Source organism: Pseudoalteromonas sp. '520P1 No. 423' (assembly GCF_001269985.1).
Taxonomy (GTDB): Bacteria; Pseudomonadota; Gammaproteobacteria; order Enterobacterales; family Alteromonadaceae; genus Pseudoalteromonas.
Genome location: NZ_BBZB01000002.1, coordinates 764,838 through 790,354, shown reverse-complemented (window position 1 = coordinate 790,354; position 25,517 = coordinate 764,838). Strand labels below are relative to the sequence as shown.

Below are 25,517 nucleotides of genomic sequence, written 5' to 3'. Positions count from 1 at the left end.
GTTGATAACCAAAGCATGTTGCCCTGAGTTTTGTAACTGTTAATTTTAGAATGAACTGAAATACTTCTATTGTGTACTAACTCTAATTCACTCGTAAGTGAGTAATGAGTTACAATCTCTTTTTGCCAAACATATATTTCACCAGCAACGACTGCTAATTTATCGCCTGGCGCTATTGAAAAACTTACTTTTGGATCAATTTTTTGACCATTTTTTATCTCCAATAAAGTCAACTGCGAACCGCTTAATACCCATATCTGGTTTCTCCAAACGGATACGGACTTAATTTCATCAGTAAATTGGTAACCGATTAGATCTGTCACTTGTGTCTTAATTGATGTATTTGCAATGACTTTTGCTGTTAATAGTTTTCCTTGTTTTAGAAATAACACATCTCCATTAGCACCAATTAATTCACCTGATAGGTCAATCTTTTTAGGTGTCTGAGCCAGCTTATTTTTGTAATTAAAAGCGAGTAGATATTCATTACCATTTTCATTTATAAGTGCATAAATTGATGAGGTTGATTTGAATAAATCTTTTATTTCGCCTTCAGTTTGGCTATAAATAGACTCTTGACCCGCATTTATTGTAAAACCATTTAACTTTGACTGGATCCCAACCCATGTTACATGTCCATCAATAGAGACTTGTTCTACAACATCTACAAACCTTTCAGATTTACCAGTTAAGTCAGCAACTAATTGATAATCATTATCTAAATAATCATGTTTAACAATATCAACTTTTTGCGTTTTTACATGCTCTGAAAGATCTTGTAAGTGTGCAATTATTTCAACTTTGCCTTGGGTATCATTAATATTTATAATTTCATCCACTGGTGCCAAAGCTAATACCTGTGAATCCTTATTGCTATCGGTAATTTCTATATAAGATTTATTGTTATAATCAGTCATTTCAGAAGGAACTTGGCCAATAACTCTAAGACCTGTGCCTGATAAAACCTTGGTTTGAGGTAAAAGCGTTAAGTTAATACTTTCATCTATTCCTGTATCACGTTCAATGTTAATAAAGCTGCGTGCGACGTGATCTCCACTACTTAATTTTAATAGCACAACAATATTTTCATCTGTTAATGGCAGTTTAATTAACCTCTTAAATCTCTCAGGTGAATTCTCATCTCTGCTAATCGAAATTAACTCTGGGTTTCTACTATCATTCTCGTTAGCACCGATTAACATATTTAAATTAGCAGTTTCTATATTTTTCAATAGAAACTCTATTTCAACAAATTGCCCTTCTTTTAAAGTTGACCCATTTTGAGGCGTTAATATTGCCAATTCTGGCTCACCTTTAGTGGCATCAAATGGTTTTACAGTTACTATTTCTGATATGCCAATATTTCCGTTAGGATCTGTGGCTCTTGCTTGTAAAGTAACAGCATCCTCTGAGCTTGGAGTGAAGGTAAATAGATTTGCTGTAGGTAGAATTTGATAACTGCCGCCATTTACTGACATTTCAACCTTGGTCACACCATACTTATCAAAAGATTGAATGATAACTTCAGCTATTTCGCCAATTGGTAATCGATCTCCGTTTGTTGGAGAAACGATGCGAATACTTGGAGGAGTAGCATCCATATGTAGCTTATAAGTATCTTCTTGTTGCTTCACAGAACCGTAACCATAATGAACCTGAGTTTTTACGTTAATATGTTCCAACGGAGCTATTTCAGATAGACGCGGGTTTAAGAAGTTAATACTAATCTGACCATTACTTTGATTTTTAATATACTGAGCATGGTGCCATTGACCATTTATTTGTATATCAACTTTATTAACTAAATCAAAGTCACCTATAATTTCTAATAAAATTTGAGCACTAGTTAACTCTTCAACTTTTTCTGGATTAGTTGAGATAGGTGAAATATTTATCACTGGATCAATTACAGCTGCAGAGAATGTTTCTTCTTTAAAGTTACCAAGTTCATCAATCGACTTAATTCTGATTTTTAATTGTTGGAACTGCTCTAGAATTTCAATTTCAGCTTTGTTATTAGGCATTACTTTATATGCATTATATTTAATACCATCTGTAGAAACTCTAAATTGATAAGAAATTTGATCTTTAGGGGTCAGATTATCAATGGAATCTGCAATAAATGTATATGCTCTTCCACGAGTTAAAGTCATAGTCGGTGAGACTGGCAAACTATCTTTTTCACGGATCAAACTAACGTTTTTAGGTGCAAGTCTGTCTAACGTTGTAAACTCATAACCCAAATTTCCGTTATAAATTGAACTGTAATCTAGTACTCTATTTCCTGATTTATCAGTAATTTTATTTAATGAGAAAACGTATTTACTATTGTTATCTAATGTTAAGTTTGGTTTTAAAGCGAGCTTAATTTTGTTATCTACAATATTGAAATCAAACTTTGTTGACACATCCTTTGGTTGCGCGTTTGAATAATTAAACATTATTTGATTTACTGAAAAGCTTTCAACTTGTGCATTTTCATTCAATAGAATACTTAATGGCTGTTTATAGTTAAACTCATTAAATTGACTAACTATAGGTGCAGTATCATCAATTGCTGTTAATTGCTGTTGAGATTCAACTATTTCATTCGTTTCCTTTTTATTAATTATTATTTTATATTGAATGTTTGGGATAACTTCAGGAGAGATAATCGTTAACGTTTGATCAGTTAGTTTATAGTCAATTAATGTTGATGCATCAGCAACTTCAGATAGTTCAGGCGCAACAATATGAACATCTAAATGACCATTAAACCCCTTACCTACAATCGTAATTAAATTATTACCAGAATCTGATAACTTATCATTACCTAACGAATTATCAGTACTAATGGACTCTATTTCTAATGCTTGAGAAACATTTACGGCTGCAATTAAAGTATCACTGTATTGCGATTTATTTATAGTTAAGTTTCTTAACCCTGTTGTTTCAAATGATTTATTAAATAATAGACTGCTACCACCATCATTAAGCGTATAATCAGCCATATTAACGATAGTTTCCCCTATGGAAATATTGTCAATGTCTGACAAATATTCGCCTGAGACAATAAATGGTGTCATCCTATTTGTGATCGTCGAAGCTGGCGTTATTTGATATATAACAGGCTCTCTATTATCGAATAATAGGCTTGTACTTAACCCTGTATTTAAATCAAAATCTATAAATGCACCTTGTATAGGTTGTTCAGGCCAAGTATATAACCCAAGCTGAATTTCATCATTTAATATAAAACCAGGTTCTAAAGGTGTAAAAATAATACTCGAATTAAATAACTCAGTGTAACCTGGTTGCTGTTTTGAATTTATTGCTACACTCAATATAGTTGAATGCCACCATTCACTATTACCTACAAAATTAACGACTAATTTTTGTAAATTATGTTTTATAGTTTTAGTAGATAATTCAACCAAATTTGGTAAAGGTACTTCAACAGTTTGTAATTCTTTTACGTCTGTTAACACTGTAATAATGTCTTTATCAAAATTTAATTTTTCGACATCGTTTAGTAATTCTGCTTCACTTAATTTATTGAAACTTAATTTATCTTGTGTTTGATTGATATCATATAAAGATAAAGACTGCCCATCAAAAATGACAGCTAACTCACCATTAATATCTATTTTCTGTGTACTCTGAGGTAAAACACCATCAGATTCAATCTGTAACAGATTTGAATGCGCTACATTATGTGTTTCAAGTTTGACAATTTGGCTATTTGAAAGCGCATATAAGCGCCCCATGTTCATAATTAATTTGTTTGCACCAACTACAGGTAAATTAGTTGTAACTAGGGCTGTGTTTAAATTATTTAATTTATAAGCAGATATTCGGTCATTTTCTAACACATACAAGAAGTTTTTACTAACAATCGCATCATGTGCAATAACATTTAGTTGCTGCATTTGGTTTGCATGCTCATATCCTAAATATATATGAGCTTGGTCAATAATTAATACTACACCATCATAGAATTTAACATTAGCTTCTGGTGTCAGTTGATTTGTTATTATTCGATTTAATTTTTTCGGTATATAAGGATCACTAATATCAAATATAATTAAGCTATTATCATCAAGTTGAACTAACAATTTATTTTTATCTAAAAATAAATTTTTGACGACTGTATCAAGTTCTATTTGTGCCAAATGTTGAGGTACTGATGATATAAACTTTTGTAATATCACAGTTTGAGAATTAGAAACTGTAGTCGCTAAAATACCCTTGTTATGGCTGTAACTTTTTAGCTGAGAATGCATCGTTTGCGCTGGTAAAATAATACTTATTTCACTATTGCTAGCAAAGAAAGTAGAGTCCTGAGCATTTTCAACTCGTATATCTAACTCTCCTAATGTTGCTGTCGGTAATTGAAAACTTAACAAGTTGTGTCGTTTAAGTTCAACATTTAGTGCTGGTATATCATTTATATAAATTTGACTAAATTCACTAAAACCCTTACCTTCAATCGCCAATAACACATTATCATTAAAGTAGAATTTCTTTTCATTTTCATCAACGCTATTATTGACGGAATTATATCTTCCAATTTTATCTATTGCAGGATCTGTAATGTAAGTAAATGCGCCATCTTTAAAATCACTCATTCTTCCTTGAATAACTTTTATTCCAGTTAATAAATTATTCTCAGGAGCCTTTTGTAATTTAGGTAATGTGAAAGTTAACTTTTGATTTCCAACATAATTAATTTTTTCTGCTGGAATAGATTGCTCACCTATCTGAAGATGTGCATCATGTGAGAAATTGCTACCGTAAACACTTATTTCAATACCACCACGATATGACCCTGATGCAGGTGAAATATAATCTATTTTTGGTCTCAGAGTATCTGAAGTATAAAAATAATAATTGTAATCAGAGTTTAGTGAGTTTCCGTTGATATCCGATACTTGTGAATTTACATTAATTTCATATCGTTTATTTTTTATTAGTGAAAACTCCGGGGTAAATATAACTTTACTGCCCAAACGATAAGTCGTTTTTTGCCAATTTCCAGCGACTACAGCATTATCGATAGTTACTTCAAATAATCTATTAGCATGATTAATAAACTGTTCATGATCAATCAATTTATTAAATTGTATTTCTATGCCTTCAGTTAAAGATAGTTCACCAGCCAGCTTAGGCTGATGAGATAAAATACTCAAACCTTTTTGTTCAAAGCTGAACACTCCGCCACCGATTTGACTAAATCTTTTTCCAACATCTACAGGGCTTTCTACAGGCTCACCACGACTATTTCGTGCGTATGATACGCCGGCATATAACTTGTCTTGACTAAATGACAAACTGTTTACAGAGCCTGTAACTGAAAAGTAATTATCAAGTTCGATCGATTGATTGTAACTATGATTCAACCAATGACTAATATTGAATTGCTGTACATCTCCATTTTCAGCCGCAACAGACAACATTGAACCTTGTAATTTCAAATCTCCTGCGTAGATGTTTCCATTTCGAAGTAAGTAGGCGAGATTTATTCCAGCTAAATGGTTAGATGTTTCAATATCAAAGATTTCTACACTTGCTTGCTCTGCAGTTGATATTAAAAACTTATCATTAACGATCATAATATCAGACACAGGTAATCTCTGGCCTATATTTGACAGCAACGGAATATCTTTTATTTTATTGAAATGACCAGAATTGAGCTCTATTGCGACCACTTTTCTAGATGAAGGCAAAGCAGCCCACAGTCGGTCATTTTCTATTTTAATTTTCGAAGGCCAACCACCAAGCATTGAGCTGGACATATGTGCAAGCTGACGAAGTTTTGCATCCTTTTCTACTTTGAATACAGAAATCCCAGAAGTAGATGCTAAGTAAACAATATTATCGCTAGTAACTATACTCCTAGCATGACCGTCTATATTGTATTCACTTATTAATATAGGATAAGCTGCTTGGCTAATATCAAACTGATAAAGCTTGTTTGCGCCAACTACAAATAACATATCATTTAATTGTGCTAAATCAACAAAACCACTAGGTGATAATTGTGTTTTAAAATGATAGCTTTGTACTTGTTCACCTTGTGATCTTGTGATTATTTTTGGCTTTATTGGATCTGTAGTATCCACTAAAATCAATTCTGAATTTTTAGTTTTTAATGTTTGAGTAACTTTACCGTCAAGATCAAATACTGAATATTTCCCACCCGTTACTGCATATATAATATCTTTATGAAGCTTCATTGCAACGATAGGGTTTTCACTATTATTAGCGAGATCAAGCTTCCCAGTCTCCTTTGAAGCATAAAAATAATCGATTGGAGATAAAGCTATTTCATCTTTAAATTGCGGGTTAACTGCTGTTACATCTGCAAAACCAAAGCTTCCTGACGGCATCATTATTTTTGCTTCATATGAAGATATTACTTTTACATTATTAGCGGGGGTACCAGATATATTAAACTGTGTAGCCGGATTAAATCCATACCCTCGAACAGTTATAAAATTGCCTCCTTGCGGTGGTCCAGTAGGAGGGTATAAGTCTTGTAATACCAACTTAGGCATTATTACAACAGCACCTAATTGCTGAGTTGAAATATCATTTTTATTTATAGTTACCGCTAAAGGAGCTACAGATTGTGTTAGATAAAGTTTTGGAAAATTGAATTCAATCACGTTATCACTGATTGAAGTTATCTGATCTGCTGATAGCTTTGATTCACCTAAATAAATTTCAATTAAGTTTTTATCGTTACCAAAACCTCGACCTTTAATTACAGCTTTCTCTGAGCCATCAGCATGGAAATAATGCCCCACTTCTTGTTGATCACTCAGACGTCTAATTCTATCAATAGTTGGTCTTGAATTTTGACTTACACCATAATTAAACTCATATTTTTTATTTAATGATTTGTTATTAATATTTACGAGTTCGGGCTCTATAATTAATGAGAATAAATCTAGCCCATCAAGTGAGTTTTGCGAAAATTCAACTTTAACTATTCCGCCTTGTAACGTATTGATACCATGTATTAAAGTAGCAGGTAATGCTTGACCATTTACATCTAATAATTTTATGTTTTCATTAATATGTACTTCATCAGTATTTATTAGATTATCAAACTTTATAGAAATTGTATCTTGAACTGAGATGATCTGTTCTGCAGCTGGAGATACACCAACTAAATTAAGTCCTGGCTCAACTAATTGTACAAAGCCATGGGATGTTGTTACATAACCTGTACCGCCACTAGCAAGTAAAACAGTATTATTAGATGTTTCTTCCCAATATACTGTCTGATATTTATCATCTATTAATTCTAATTTTAATAATTGATTATCATGGCTTAAAGAGATGCGCCCTTGAGATAACAGTAAACTTACAGCCCCTCCTTTGTAATCACCTCTTTCTATCTTTTGAGTTACATAATTAAGCTCACCAGACAGTTTATTAAAAATAGCTAGATATAGCTGTCCTTCACGCTGATACACAACATACAGCTCTTCATTTAACCAAGCGACTTGTAAAGGCTCACCAAGTAAATCCCCTTCGTTGAAACTTATATTACTATAACCTGATGGAGGACCCATTTTATCGTCTTTTACATTAATAAACCTTATAAATCCATCAGAAAAACCACTACCTGCTGCAATAGCTAAGATGCCTTTTGAAGTATTTAAAGCAAGATCATTTGCATTATACCCACCCAATTTTTGTTCTTGGATTATAAATGGGCTATTTAAATCATGTAAATCAATTAAAACAATCCCTTGACTCTTAGCACTTACAAAAGCCAGATTGTCTGCAACTTCTATACTCGTAACACTATCCTTTAAAGATAACTGTGCTAGACGAACAGGTTGCTGTAATAAGCTTGTATCGTAAATTTCAAAACCGTATTCCATTAAATATGGTTGTTTGTTATTTGGTTTTTGCCCTTCTAAAATACCAACAAATAAATCATCATGGCGAAGTGCCATTGCCCCTATAACCATTGGCGGGTAATTAGGTAAATTAACTGAAATCCCTTTTTCCTGTTGATATGAGAACTCACCAACATAGGTGCTTTCAGAAGGTGTATTGACATAGACTTTTATAACTTCAGGACTTAAAACAAGTGGCGCTCTGAAGTTGAATTTTTTCATTGTGACAACATCATCAAATAGGTTAATTAAATAACCGCCTTCATCAGCACGCTCTGTATATATTTCCGTACCGTCTTGTTTTAATAAAGACACTTTTGTGCCCGGTAAAAAAACATTTTTATCCGATGTTATTGAAATCTGATAACCACCTGAAACTGGACCAGAATTGATATTCATTTTTAAACTATTTAATTCTATATCATCAGCAATTACGATTGCTCCCATATGCCAATCCATAAATCCATTTTGGCTGACTTTTATAGCATGTTGACCAGAATTTAGAGGTAATAAATTCAAACTTGCGGTATTAAAAGTAATACGATCATTGAGTATATTTGCTGGAATTATATAAGGGCCAACAAATACAGTTGCCTCATCTGTAAAACCAGAACCATGAATTGTCACTTCAGAGTTTTGCCCTTTTCGATGCACGCCACCTTCAACCCAAGATATATTTGGCTTATTGCCTGACGCAACAGAGAAACTAAGTTTAAATGGCGCTAATAAGTCAGTAGCTCTAATCGTATTCGCTTTAGAAATACTTAATTGATAGTCATGCGCTACTTGAGGATCAAAAATTACTGTAAATTCTGAAGCTGAGTTATTTACCTCATTTATTGGTTTAAATGAAAATGAAACTTCTTGATTATTTGTTTTATCGATCAATTTAGCAGCGTTTTGCTTAGAAATTGATTCGATAGTAATATTTTCATTAAATTCTATTATCAGTTCTTCGTTTTCACCTAACAAACCCATCTGTTCAATATTTGCTTTGGTTACAACAGCACCTGGTAATTCGATTGTACTTAATCCTTGTTTTCCTCTGGCTGCCACTAAATTTCCTTTGTAATAATCAATGGCTTTAATTTCTAAATCAGTACCTGCAGATATTAATTTTGCATTATTAATATCACTAATATCATAAATGAGTACACCACCAATATCTTGCGATACAAATAAAGTCGAACCCAAAATAGTTAATTTTATAGCCTTTCCTTTTTGAGACTGAATAGACGAATCTATCGTTAACCATTGAGCTTGTTCAAAGGCATCCGCATACATAATAGCAACGCCTTGAGTACCCATAGCCATTATGAAATGTTTGCCATATTTCTTTATATCATAGATATTACCACTAACATTTATTCTTGTATTAAGCTGTGGATCGAATAAATTAATAGCATTTAAAGAATAGTGTTCACTTTCAAGATCGGTTGATACGTCAGCAGTATAGTTATCTATAAACGGACATTCTCTACCTGCTGACCACGCCATAGCTCCCTTACGACCAGCATGAAATAACCAACCTTGAGAGTCTAGATACAATGAGTTTGTTCCTACCTCAGCCTGATAATCATAACCTATAATAATAGGATCTGAGGGGTCAGATAGATTCAAAGATGTTAGTACTGAATTTGTTTGCTTTGCTGGAGCCGATTCACATCCCATAGGAAAAGGAGGATTTATTAGCTCTGCTGCATAGCTTGTACTAAATATACTTAAATTTTTACCTGTAATTGTAGAGGTGATTTGTTTACCTGAATTATTTGCTATATATTCTCGATTAAGCGCTTGTAAACTAGTAGCTTCATCAAGATTCAATACAAACATCCCTCCATTACCAGTACTTAATAGTGCTCTTTCACTAATTTGTGGACCATAAATACTAGCAAGTTCAAATTTTTCAATATCTAGTGCATCTAAACTAAACCCAATATCATCTACCTGGTGATATTTCAGATAATTTTTTTCAGTTTCACTTAGCTCATCACCAATGATAGATTTTGCTTCAATGCTTCTACGTGTGATCAGTTGCTCTAACTCTCTCTTTCCTTCAGCGGTATTTGGTAAAGAAGGTAGCCCTCCAACAGTAAGAGGCTGATATACATCGTTTATATCAACAGTATACGCGAGTGTTTTATCTGGTATTGGGTAACCAAATAAAGTTTGTTCTGAAGACCCATCTTTGAATAAGCCTCCAGTTGTAATTGCTATACCACTATTTTTTTCAACAAATAAGTCTGTTGGGGCTGAATCTGTGACTTGAGTTTGTCCTAATAACTTTAAGCCATACCCTAGTTCTAAGTTTGTATCTTGCTCATTATTTTTATGGTTCGAAATGAATATATTTCTTAAGCCAGTTTTGTTTTTTGGCGCCGTAAAAATTAAATGTTCTGTAGAAAGCACTCTGACATTTTGAGCAACAGATGTACCAACTTTGATACGGGTTCCTTCGGTAACGCTAGTACCAGGCTCAAAACCAGTTCCCCAAACATTAATTTGTTCACCCCCATTAATATCTGTCCACAAAGGGGAACTTATAGTTGCCATTAACTTTTCATCAACAACTATTGCCCCTTTTAAAGAAGAAAATAATTCAGCAGAACTGATATCCAGTTTTAACGTTAGATCAAATAGGCCAGGCACTTTTATTATAGGTGATTTAAATTTGATAATAGTTAGGCTTTCATTTTCTGGTGAAACTTGTACTTGAAAATTAGTAACAGCTTCCCCGCCTACATAAAGTGTTAAATTATCATATTGATTAGGTAAACCTGAAACAGTTAAAGTGAGTTCTTCACTCTTATTTATAGCCACTCTTCTGGGAATTACATCAATTAACTTTATCTGCTCAATTGACTGGTTGAGATATTTAAAAGTAAATTCTTTTGAGTTTTTTAATTCATATAATGTTTTAGTTTTATTGCCAGATATAGGTTTAACAGATTTAATGCCTGCATTTATCTTTAATAAAATAGATTCGCCATGGTCCACATTTTGATTATCTAAATTAATTACTACATCATTATTCAAAATATCTATTTTAGGTGTCAATATACTTAAATCTGACTTACTTAAAGTAACTTTATTAATGTTCTGCTGCCATAAATCTATCGCTTTATTAAAACGAACACGGATCAATTTATCATTTGTCAGAACCGAGTTTTCAGGGGTCACTCCTATAATTTTTAATGCAATGTCATTAAAGCTAATTAATTTATGTAATATGCCTTTATCTCCGTCTATATGTGCAGCACCATAGACAGCATAATTAGATACAATTAAAGTTTCGACATTATATTGTTGTTGAATTAAACCATTCATTTCAATAGGGTTAGCAGGATCTGAAATATCAAGCGCCTTGATACCTTTTTCACCTAATGCGAGATAAATAATATGCCCACTAATTGCAACATCATATACATGGCCATAATCTGCTATTCTTCGTAATACAACAGGTTGTTCTGGTATTGAGAAATCAATAATTACCGCGCCTAAATCACCTGATGCTGTATACGCAAAACTACCTTGGCTAACAACGTTAGAAGCAGGAATTTTAATATCACTAACATGACTTAGTCCTGATTTAGCACTATTTTCAACCAAATAAATACCGCCAGAATCTAAAGTTGTATTAACCAACCGGTTATTTTTAAAATCAAAATCACCTGTTGCGACAACATAATGTGATGAAGTATCTGATAACTTTATGTTTGAAACATCTAATGCTGATTGCGAGTTTAATTCAAGCTCTTTGGAAACATATATTTTTGAATGCAAATAAGTATCAACATTAATGAATCCTTTTTCTGCAGAAGCAGTATATACAGCGTAATTTTCAGCTATAATTCCTTTCGCAAACTGGCTATTTAAAGGTAACTGATTTACTAATGTAGACTGTGTTATATCATAACTATCAATAGCAAAGATAAAAAGTGTCCCTGAATCTTTCAAAGGTTTGCCATCAAAATCAAACTTCGCAGCAGTTACAAACACTCGATCATTATTTCGTTCAAAAAATCCTGCTATTCCTAATGCCCAATAGCCTGAAGGTAAATCATATTTTGCAACTAATGAGTCTTTATTGTCTTGTATTTTTGTTAAATCATGCAGGTATATCCCATGTTTTCCGACAGCAGAAAACATATAATTTCCAGACGGATCAAATACTGTATCAAATATTCGACCGATACCATCAACTTCGAAATTAACGGGCATTCTATATTCAAATGCATTATTAATGTGGCTGCTACGACCATCAGAATAATCAATACTTATATCTGTATGACCTAATGTGCCTGCCGGGGTGATCACTTCAATATGATTTGTATCAATCACATTTATTGTTTGATTTAATACAGGTACTCCGCCAAATTTGACGGTGAGTCTTTGTGTTCCTGGTTCAAATCCATTCCCTGAAATTACAACTTTATCACCACCTGTGACACTGCCAACATCTGGACTAACTGATAAAACTTTAAGTGGACTTATAAAATTAACTGCACCAATTTTTTCGCTTGAAAAATCTCGATTATCTACCACCTTTAATGTAGCTGCACCGCTCTCGTTTTCAGGCAATAAAATACTGTAAATTTTTCCAACTTCATAAGTTTCAACAATTTTTGCTAGTTTACCTGCAATATAAAAACGCGGCTCTATTGCAAATTCTGATAATGTAACAGTTACAGTTCCTCCTGAAGTACTTACAGAATGGGGTGTAACATCATCTATGCTGAATGGTTTCCCAGGAGAATTTGCTGTTTTAAAAGCAAATGAATAATCGACAAGCCCCTTTGTTCTGCGACTTAAAGCTTCACTTGTCAGTTTCAATTTATAATTTGTTAAAGGTAACAAAGTTGTTGTTGGAGTAATGATAATTTTATTTGAATTGTGCTGATCTAACTCAGCTGAAAAAGCGATTAATTCACCTTGTTCAGTGCCATCCTCTTTTATCAAGTTGATATATTTCTGTAAAAATTGCGCTACTGTTTCGCCATTGAAATCTAAATTTCGACTAAAAGTAATATTAATTACAACATCTGTTTCAACGTTATTTTGAAATGCTCTTGGATAACTATCCATTACATCTTGAGTATGTAAATCAATAAGATCTAGCTTATAAGTACCCTCATTCATATATTTAGAAACAACCAATGCAACACCATCTTCAGACCTACCGATATTTACAGGCCAGCAAGTATTATCACATATATTTATCACATCATGTAATGATATATGATTTGAGCTCGCTAGGTCGAAAATAGCGAGTTCAGAATGCGCATTTTCATTTTTTTGTATTGCTGAAGCTGTTGCTCTAATATTTTGCAATGCCAAAGTATCGGTGCCAATAGTTTGAACTGTTTCATTATTCTGTGTAGAAAGTTCAAAACCAAACCCTTTGAATTCTCTTTGTAATTTAGGTGCATTTACTGTGTCGATATTCCAATTACTAAGCTGAGATTGATCATCATTAAAGTTACCTTTTAAAGGTGTGATATATCCAGGAGATGATAAATAATTTGTTGCTATTAGTGGTATATTTGGTTTGTTTAAATCATATACCAGATTTTTAAAACGGGCTCCAAATTTAGATGAATTAAGTACAGTAACCCACATTTGGTTATTTTTTAATTCTATACTCTGAATTCTTAAATTAACTTTTGCGCCATCAATTAATTCTTGCTCCCAACTTTTTAAAACAAAGGGATTATTTTGATCTGAAATATCGATAATCAATAATTTATTTGATGTTGCTGCAATAAGTATATTATCTTTAATTTTCATGTAGTCAGGGGCAACTGAAACGGGCAGACGTATGCTATTTGTAATACTTCGATTTTCCGTATCACTGCTAGAACCTGGTAATTTTTTAACTTTATCTAAAACCAGTAAATATGCATTAGTTTCAAAATCAAAATCTAGATAAGGAAAACTTTTTGCTTTTGCTGAAACAAAAACTTTATCTTTCCCTATAACTAATTTCTTAGGTTGCAAAGTTTGAGGGAAATCATAATACCCTAGCCCATGCATTGGAGCGGCTTCATTTAATTTTAATGGATTATATTTAACTAAAGCTAACCAACCAGGTGCATAGTATTGTTCTACATAATTTATTTCTGTTACAGAAGACTCTGAAAAGACTTCAGGTGCATTTACTCCTTGTCCAAGAACATAAATAATATTTAAATCTGGTTCTGGTTGTATATCAGTAATCCTACCAGGAGGTAATTTTAAAGGATCTATCAACTTGGTTTTACCGCCAGAATTATATTCTTTTATCTGGGTAAAGCTAAGTGGCTTTTCAGTTTTTAAGCTGCGGTCTATAACTAAACCACCATAAAATAATGCTCTCGATAGTGTCGATTTTCTTCCTCTCAAATCTGTAACTTCAACATCAACAAATCCTCTGAAGTTATCGCCAAAATCAGGTACCTGCCAATTTATTTGTTCTGCACTATATAAACTTAAAGCATCTCCATCTATAGTTTGAATAATAGCTTCGCCAGTGCCATCACTTTTAAAAGATTTAACTGTAATACCTGGGTTGAATCCATGCCCAATTAAACTGACAAAATTATTTTCACCTTTTTGACTAACACTAACAAATGGTGGCGTTACAAAAGATAATCTTAATTCATCAACATATGTGAATGCTCCATTGATAACTGATTCAACCCCACCAGGATTAGTTAATTTTAAAGTAGCTGGACCTGGATAATTTGGAACTGTAATGGCTTTTATCACATCAAATTCATCATCATTTGATGATTTAGTTAAACTTTTAATTTTTAATGGGATTCCACCTAGATTAAGTTCAATATTTGGTGAGAAATAATAGCCTAAAATTGTAATTTCTGTTCCACCAGCAATATCTCCAATATTAGGAGTAATACTAGAGAATTTAGGTATATTTTGCGATTCTACAGAAATTGTCGAAAAATTAAAAAAGTAATCTGACGCTAAGGCGTAACCAGAAAGAGGTTTTAATCCTGATTTGATTTTTACAAAGTATTTTGCTGAACTTTGTAAAGTTACACCTTGTTTTAATTTTGCTACGATAGAGTTATATGAATTAGATCCATCAATAAGCTGTTTAAAATTAAATTCAAATAAATGACTAACATCTTCACCTATACTTGGGTGACCATGAGTTATGAATATGTATTCTTCAAAATTTAATGCCGGGCTTAACGATCCTGAAAAATTAATATCAATTTCTAAATCAGATGTTTGAATATGCTGTGAGCCTGAAGATGGTGAATGATCCGTAATAGTCAATGAAGGAAAACTAATTTCAGAAATACCCTGTTTACCCGTTGCTAATTGAACTCTGCCATGAGCTAATGCGATATCCGTTGTCACAAAATCGTTCGCTGAAGCAGGCCTGTGCGTTATGACAGGATGACTAGGATCTAAAGCCAAATTTAATATTTGATTAAGTTCAATAACTTCAACTAAACCTTCAGTAGCTTTTCCCATTTGATCTACATAAAAAGTGGATACATAAGCTTTATTACCCACAACCTCAACATCATAAGCACCAGCACTTTTAAAATCTTTTCTCTGAGCGCTTAAAGTATGTGTGAGTTCTAAAACAGGGTTAACTGGGTCACTAATATCAATAATATGTAATGCGCCAGCACCATCCCATAAACCCATATCAGTTACGTAAGCTTTTTTACCAACAATTTCTACTTTATTTGCAATACCAGCAATATCTAAGGTAGTAATAATGGGCATTTTCGGGTTCGCTATATCAGCGATAACTAAACCTTGATATGAAGCAGTAATATATGCATATTGCCCAGATACTTTAACATCTCGTGTAAATCCATCCGGTTTAATATAGCCAATGTGATAAGGTGAAGTTATATCACTAATATTAATTACTTGTACACCTCCGGAACCATTGGCAACAAGCGCTAACTCCCCCGTTCTTTCTACTCCATATGTATCATTGAATGGCAACTCAACAGAACCAGCTAGTAAATATGGAATACCAAATTGCTCATCTTCATTACGTTTATTAAATAGTAGTAATTCAGCTGATTTATCTAAATAAACCTTACCTGTTTCATCATTTTTATTTATTTCATCAACTAATAACTGATAAAATTTTGGTTCATATTTACATGTGATACACGTATCACCTGATTTAGTCGCTAATAAGATGCTATCCTGTGCTGATATATCAGTTATTGTTCCAGAAAAAATTTCAGCACTTCCATTCATTAAATCAGAAAATATATATCTTTCACCATTTTCACTCGCTTCGTGATGATCATAAAAATCGGCTAAAAATAGTCCTGTATATGGCTTAAATTCATCTAATTCGCTTGTATTTTCAATGCCTTCATACAGACTAAACCCTTTTTGGACCTGAAAAGTTGATAAAATAGACCAAGATGATGTTAAGCTTTGTATTTTACCTAAGTCTGAAAACTGTGCTAAATTTGAGTAATATACATTCTTAGCTGCTGCTCTAGATTCTGAGCTTTTAGATGCCTCATTACTTGGTAGCCAAAACTTCCTTTCTTTAATGGGCATTGAAATCTCATGTGTAGTTTGATGTTCTATTTCATGATTATTTGTTTTAATACGTGTAACAACTCTTACTCTTTCTAAGTCAAACTGTTGATCTGTTAGAATATTACCATCAGTAAATTCTGTTAAGTAAGTATAAGTATATTTTTCTGGTTCACTTTTAGGTAAACCATTCTCATCTGCGAGATCATCATTTAATAGTAACTCTCTTGTCGTTTTAGCTAGCACTTGCCATTGATTAGAGCTATCTTGATACTCTCGGACCCATTCTTGAAGAACGGTTCTTTGCTCTACAGATCCCATATCTTGAACTACAACACTTGCAATGAGATTAGTACCAGATTGAAGTATATCTCCGTCTATAGGTGATATAGCTAAGATTTTGGGTTCAACTGTGTCCTCTACGATACCTAGAGTTAATACATCCGAAAATCCTGACTGATTTAGTTTATCGTAAGCAACAACTTGAATATTTACTCCCTTTATATTTTCAGGGGGTGTAATTATTGCGCGGTACAGATTATTGACTGTTGATAATGTTTCAGGTTTGTATGCTTTAGTTTGAGTATTTATAATTTCATTATTCATCATAAATACAACTCGGTCGATTCCTTTCTCACCTAGATCATCATTAACCTGTGCAAAAACTTCGATAGATTCACCCGAAATCACATAAGATTGATCACTTGAAGGCTTAACTATTTCAACTTCAGGTGGCTTATCGGCTATAACTTTAAATTCGAATGCACTCGATAAGTGAGAAAAATAGCCATCTTGATCTTTAGCTACTGCTTTATAAGATAAAATATCACCAGGAACCAAAGTTGAGGTATCTTGGCTAAATTGAAATGGCGCTACGCTGTCTTCGCTAACTAAAGTATATTCGGTTTGCTCACTTGCGTTTATTGCTTTAAACAAACGAATACTATCAACTCCTTTTTCAACATCAGTAGCAGATACTTGTACTAAAAATTCTCTTCCTTGCGTCACTTCATTATCATTTTCATAATTTAGTCCTTGAGTATCAATAAGTTTAATTGATTCTACAACAGGCTTAGAATTATTAATCAATGAAATAATTACAGAACTATTCCCTTTATTACCCGCACCGTCAAAGGCTGTTGCAACCATCTTTAATGTTAATGTTGATACACCATCTTGAGTTGTACCTAAATAATTTTCTATGGTACTTAATTGGAAGTCGCCAGAATAAGGTGGAGTTAATAAATATTTTTGCTCAATTAACTTACTGTCGCCACTAGAACTATCTAATGCAAATATTTCCAGCTTAACCGATGTAACCTCCACATTATCTGTAGGCAATAAATAATAATTTAAATTACCTTTTTCAACCACAACCTGACCTGATATTGGTGACTCAAAAGTAATTTCTGGTGAAGTAATATCATTATTTATTAAAATATTTACTGGCTGAGATTTAACGATACGAGGTTCTGCTATAACTCTATGCTCTGTAGCAGTGGCAATAAATGTTACATCTCGTGCTTTTTGTCCATATGGTATTTCAACTAAAAACTCATAAGGTGCCCGGGCATCTGTTAATATACTTTCACCTGTGATTAAACCGTTTACCATTAAGCTAACATGTTTAATACCTATGTCATCAGCTGCATTGACTTGCACTAAAACATGCTGCCCTTCAATATATTCCTCGCCTTGGTTTGGTGCCCCTATAGCGACTACGGGAGGTTCATCGCCTTTAATTGATAATATTAATTCTTCCGTTGCAATGTGCCTATCTGGATCATTATTATTAATTCCATAGTGATCCATTGCACTAACTTTAATAACTAACTGATTGTCAACTGCAGACTCACTTAATTCTGGAGCCTCAAATGTAAATGTATACGGTCCTTGGCGTAGCTTCTTGTGGAATATTTCTTTATTTCCTTTAGTTACCACCATATTGACATAGGCGATAGAGACATCATCATAAGCATGAACATTGACGGAAACTAAACTATTCTCAACAACTTTATCCCCACTTAGAGGACTTACAATGTCAACCACAGGTCTTTCATCTACCCTTACTTTATAAGCTCTCTCAACTTCATAGGTATTTCCTGAATGATCTCTTGCTAGTAATTTAACCCACACATCAAATATATTTTCTTCATTAAAAGCTAGGCCTTGAAACTTTGTGTATAAATCATTTATTTTTGGCACAAATATATTATTCAAATAAATCGGTGTATCGATTTGACTGGTGATAGTTTCAAAATCTCTTGCAGGAATTGAATCTATAATACGAATAGGAGTTTCATAATCATTTTTTATATAATTATTTTCTGAATTTACGCCGTATGCAATAGATAGTTCGAGGCTTGCAACTTTTACATTATCAAAAGCTCTAAACTGTAATTCGAAATCACTCGCTTCAGTTACAAAATGGTTCCCTACTGGAGATATAATTGCAGCCTCAGGTTGGATATCATCTGAAGCACCAATAAAGATCACTTCATCACTTCCAATACTGTTTTCAGAATCTTTTACATTAGCGGTTAAAACAACTTCTTGGTTACTTTTAACTAGCTGAATAGGTAATTGCATTATACTTTCATAAACTCTTACATTCGCACTGTTGATTTTAGCGTAGTCATTTGCCACATCAGTACCATAGTTACGCTGAAAGTCATCATAGATTTCATTTAGAAATTGAATATCAGTTGAATTTAATTCTGTATCGATTAGAGAATCGGCTAACATTTGTAACTTTAAACCATTAGCGTACATAACAACTTTTCCATCCGATATCGGCATATCATCTGTTACTAAAACGCGAACTTTAAGGTTAAAACTTCCAGCTGTTATATAAGATTGTTCGGCTGGAGATGTTATTCGAATACCTGGGACTATATTTTCTAATGGATGAACATAAAAACGGTTACTATTTAGGTTACCCACATTATCAGTGATCCTTACTTCATACTGTTGTAATTCAGCATATGAAAATATAGTAGATAATGTTACAACATCTGTTGTAATGGGTTTTTCTGAACATGTTAATGGGTAGTCTTTCTTGTATACAACTTCTTCAGAACCATTACTTAATAACCTAATAAGCTCTATTTTTTTTATACCTGTATCATCAATAACATCATAAGAAACCTTAAATTCTCCACCTTGCTTCACCCAGAATTCTCCATAATTTAAGCGGATCGTATCTGTTATTAACCGATGAGATTCAAATTTATTGATATATAATTCAGGATTTTGGTTCTTAGTGACTGGAAAATACAGTATTTCTTCTGCTTGTTCTCCATACATATCCATTGCCGCTATACGTAAGCTTGCTTGACTACCAGGGATTAGATCTGTGGCTATTGGTAACAACAAATTATATTGTGGATTGAATAATCTAGAACCTTGCTCAGCAACCTTCTGATCATTTAAAAAATATTCAACATTTCTAAGTTGATTTGAGTTGTCTCGAATGATTGAATCTATATCTAAGACTTGTCCTGCTGTAATACTTGAGTTAATTGAAGGATTATTTGATGCTAACTGCGGACTTTCCATATCAATATCTATTTCAATAGATGGAATAGTTTGAATTTCTTGAGGTGTATTTAGAGCAGTATTACGGTCTGCCGCAGCAACTAAAACATTTAGCTTTTCAATGTTTTTATAATCAGACAATAGTGAAACATCGCCTGTGGTTTGAGTTACTTTATTATACCTATCACCATTACTTTTAATTAAATGACCGATATTTATCCATGAATTATTTTCAATAACAGACAGATCTTTTAATTCAATACTTATCCTTGCTTCTTTAGTTAAAACTTTATTTGCTTGTGATTCTCCAGGAAATACTTCTAGTTCACTTTGCTTTTGAAGATCAACTCTAATTTGTCTTATAAAGGGATGAGGCAGATCTGATTCAAGAACTGGTATTAAAACAACTTCAGTTACGCCATAAGGTAAAATATCTGCTAACTTAACTCCTTGATTCGCATCTATTGTTAATTCTTGCCATAATGAAGGGCAGACACTATCTGTGATATACTTAAGCTTGAAATTAACGACATCATTATTTACTGAATTTAGTTTTAGTACCTTATTTAAATCAAATTCTCTATTATATACTTGTAATTCACCAGGTATAAACTTAACCAAATATTCATCATCAATATTCAATACCCATTTACTGTTTGATTCAGGATAATCTATTCCAAAAACAAGAAAATCATCTTTTTTATTTTCAATACTTAGAGCTGCATCTCGCCAAAATCGACTTTTCCTTTTATTATCAGAAAAATCAAAACTTGTTGTTAGTGATGCAGCTATAACAGGCTCGTTTTCATTGGCAAAATCATCTGATACTTGTGTTTGATAAAATACCACCCCACCTTGTACAGGTTTTTTGGGATGTAGTGCTGATACAGTAATTAATGGTTTTTTATCTTGAACAATATTAAATTGGTGTACGATAGATGATTTATTGTTTTCTTTATCCCATGCTTCAATAATAATTGAAATCACTTTACCTTCTTCTGGAATAGGTGAAAAGTCATTCAAATTAATATTAAGCTCAGAACTACCATCCTCAGGACTTAAAAGAACTTCTGACACCTGTAAACCTGTTTCTGCGACGATTGGTGAATCTTTGTTATCCTGGAAATATACTTTATAGCCTGATAGCTGAACATTATCTTTAATATTAATTTTTAAAGGTACAATTTGATTTTCAACAAATTGATCTACCGGTGATATTACTGTTACCTCTGGCGGTACGTTGTCAGGTTTTAATGTTAATGTAATACTTGCAGATTCAGTTACATTGATCCCTTCATCTTGTGCCCTTAATTTTAATTGATAAGGCATATCTATATTGTTATATAAATGAGACTGAAGCTTAATTTTTCCGACAATATCTGTTTGAAATTTTTCTTTAATTATAGTGGAGCCAATTGTGATTGGATCTGGGATTTTAATACTTTTAATTGAATCAGTTCTACTCAATTGATCCCAAGCTAGTACAACTTCATTTAATTCTTCATCAATTAATATTGCCTGAATATCCTTTATATATATATCGTCAATTGCTATGGCTTCGATATTTAAATATTCTCCAGGTAATAGATCTATATCGTTTCCAGGTATTGACATAATCAGGCTTGGGCTATTGATATCATCCAACACACTAATTTCTATATCACTACTCGCTGTTAAATTATGATTATCTAATGCAGTAGCTCTTAACTTCACAACAGAGTTAGGTGAGATATTAGGCAATCGCATCGACGTGCTAAAATAATTTTCAACATTTTTAGTTGAGTCAAAGCTAACTATTTCAGTTCTTACTATTACATCATTTACTAGTAATTCATAAGTAACTTGTGAAACCAAACCATCATCATTAATAACTGAGTTTATGGCAAAGTTCTCACCTTCATATATTTGCTCACCAGATATTGGTTGCGTTATTTTTACTGTTGGAGGCGTTGTTTCTTCTACTGTGTATTCCCAAGTTTTGGTTGATGAGTTATCTAAACTATCAGATGCTTTAATTTCAAAAACGACTTTACCTATTTGATTTACTGTATATTTAACCAATTTTGAAAAAGCATTTTCGCTCCCAGAAAATGAATCAATCATTATACCATTAGCCATTAATTGAGCGTTTTTTATCTGAGATGCATCTTTTACTGACCATTGCACTTCATGCTCAACACCTTTTTGTATGACAGAGCCTGGTACTGGTTTATTTATACTAGAAATTGGTCCTTTATCGTCTATGACAACGTTAATAGATTTACTCTTTTGAACTGACTCTTGTTCAGAACTATCTTTTGCGATAGCAACTAATTTTAATTGTTGTGATTGGTTTTCAAGATCTAAAGTTTTTAGATCAAAAGTAAATGTACCATGGGTTTTTGCGTGAGTTTTTAAGCCATTATTTGAATCTAAGAATAATTCGGCTAACAGTTCATTTTGTGAATTAAGTATCTTTAATTGAATAGTATTAATTTCAACGTCATCTTTTGCAAAAATGGTGACATCCAAATTATCATGTATTCTGTATTGTGATCTTGTCACCTGTATATCAGTAACTTCCGGAATAGAATCTTGTATTACTGAGATTTGAAGATCAGATTTTCCTATGTTACCTCTCTCGTCTAGTACTTCAATGTTTAAACTATACACATCAAAATCACTACCACCATGCCCGATAAAATTCGGCATTGTAGTATATGCGACAATAGAAAATGCATGTGCTCCTCCAGGGAGTAGCTGCAATGGAATATCATTTTCTGTGATGATATCTTGAGGTTTACCTGTCAGTTTGTAAATTGCCCCCTCTTTTTTTAACCCTGTTAATTTAAAACCTTTAGCGCCCACATTGTCATATCCTGTTACCTTAACCATATGTGAAGTGTTTTCTACTACATTTGCTGTACTATTATTGCCCGCGGTACCATTTATCTGTGGTGAAACAAAATGAATTACAGGAGACTGTTGATCGTAACCAAGAGTCACATTTACATTTTGACTTAACGCTTTTTGCTGACTAGAGTCTGTTGCTTCGGCTCTGACCACAAGTACCTGTTCTCCTTGAGTTATTATTGGAGTTTGGTAAACAATACTATATGGAGGAGTGATATCAGAACCTATTATTTTTTCATTTACAAAAAAATCAACTCTATCTACTTTCATATCATCAGATGCTTCAGCCATTATTTCAATAGGTAAACCAGCTACCCATGAATCGCCTTCAAATGGAGTTGTAATACCTACTGTAGGGGGTTGGTCATTTTTAACATTTAGTTTGATTTGTTCTGAGTTATATATTTCACCATGAAAATCAGTTACTTTAACTTCAAATAGAATAGATTCACCTAATTTCTCATTTGATATATGAATATTATCAAAGATGATTTCTGAGTTTTTTTCATAAGAAGTAGTTAATTGTTTTTGTTTATCTGCAAAGCGAATTTCTTTTATTACTTCATTATTTAATAAAATTTCAACATCTGTACCAAAAAATAAAGTATCATCTGATACTGCTAATTCAATTTTTGTTTCTTGCCCTGCAATTACGTTTTTTTGAGCATGAGGTTTTGAAATTGATACATGAGCAGGAGAATTTTTAAGTAATCTTAATAATTTAGTATCTGTATCCTCTCCATTTTCACCCATAAATATCTTTGCAAAAACAGGTAAAGATTTTTCAGTGAGTACACTTGTCGGCGTAATCCCTTCATAAGTCCAGTTCTCATAAATATAATCTTTTGGACCTGAAACTGTTTCTTTTTTTCGAATTATATACCCAGGACTTTTGCTTTTACCAATTAGCTCACCATCTAAATAAAATTCAATCTTTTTTATACCTGACTGTTTATCGTAAGCATATTTTGCAAGGCCTAACTCATGCGTAATTTGGAAAAGTAGCGGGCTTTTTTCTATAACCCTTTGATTATCTGTTGGTAATTCAAAGTTGAATTCAGGTAGATTTATTTCATTTTTGTCTAAAACTTGCACTGATTGAGTCACTATTGGAGATAATTGACCTGCACTATCAATTGCAGTAGCTTCAACTTTTAGAGTTTGACCAATAAGATCATCAGTAATTGGTAGTTCGACTTTAAATGGGGCACTTAATGGGCTCGCTATAATGGTGCCATCAATTGATATGTTAACTTTATGAATTTTTACATCATCAGTTGCTTTAGCTTTAATAGTTAAAACTTCTCCAGACACTATTTTATTTTTTATATCTAAGCTGATAATTGGTTTAGCATCTAAAGCAACAATATTTAAATAACCAGCAACGCTAGCATCTCCAGTTAATTTAACACTTAATGGTATTGGCGCATTTATAGATACTGGTTTTAATGCTTTTAATGAATTACCTGATAGCTCTAACACTCCCTTAGCTGAACTGGGGAGAGATAATGTTAATGGAAATTGATCAGCTAAAACCTGAGAAGAACCATCATCAAAAATTGCTTCAATTTCAGGTAAAACAATACTTTGATTTAAAGAAGGAATTATCAGTTTCTCATCTGAAAAACCTTTAAACTGCAAACTTTTTAATTCTTTACTTAAATCCACTTGAACATTTATCTGTAAGTCGGGCAGACCTGGATATGACAGTATGACTTTGCTATCAATATTCTCAATTTCTGAATCAACGTAAATAACCCCTGAATCTGAAATAAAAATTTGTTCCGGATCTAAAGATGTATAAGTAACACCTCTTCCAGAACCTATCATCTCAACTTCTCCTCGAAATTCAAAATTAATAATCGGAGTTATAGAAATAGATTGTAAAACATCAGTGATAACAATGTTTGATGGTTGTGAAGTCCAAGAAATTGCTTTTTCTTCTATCTCTCCACCCGTTGTTTCAATAGAAGAAAATGCTGTTTTATTTCCAGAAGAATCAACAACATAAGCATCTATTAGGACTAAGCCATCGCTTGCTATTTGATTTTTAGTTAATGAGGTAATAAGTGGTATGTCTAATATAAATCCAGTTTGATTATCCATTTTTGGAAATATACGTTTGTATCCTTGACTATTCGCAAAAGCTAAAGGCTTTACTTCATCTATTATACCTCCGACATTTTTAAGTGATGAAGCTTTAAAACCAACAATATCAACAGCAACATATTGAATATCAATATCATCAGAACTATCAAACTGAACTGAAATTGATTGAGCATTATCGTTATCATTTATTGATAACCCTTTATATTCAAATACAGGAGCATTGCTCTCAATTTCAAAAGTTTCAGTGTAATTTAGTTGTGTCCCATTTTTTAAGGTAATTTTTGCATGGGGAGTAAAAGGCGTACCAGAAGATACCGGAATTGTGAATTCACAACCAACAAAGGAAGACTGATTAACGGATGATTGTAATAAGAGCGCTTTCCCTTCAATTTCGGTTTCAACAAAGGATATAGAAGTACAATCATCGATTGTCAAAACATAGCTATGCAGGTTATTAGTGGTTAATTTTCCTGAGATTCGAATATCAAAATTAGGCTCAGATAAAGCGACATGACTTAAAATCAAAAGCCCTAAAATTAAAATCCTTTTAAACAT

General features: G+C 32.7%; 1 protein-coding gene (only partly in view). It reads right to left on the bottom strand.

All coding sequences use genetic code 11. The annotated features are described in order from the left end of the window. Positions 1-25,517, bottom strand: partial view of an Ig-like domain-containing protein gene (locus PSA_RS22055; RefSeq protein WP_059365045.1) — the 5' portion only. It extends 12,007 nt beyond the left edge of the window; the window shows 25,517 of its 37,524 coding nt (coding positions 1-25,517); its start codon is at positions 25,515-25,517; the stop codon falls past the left edge of the window.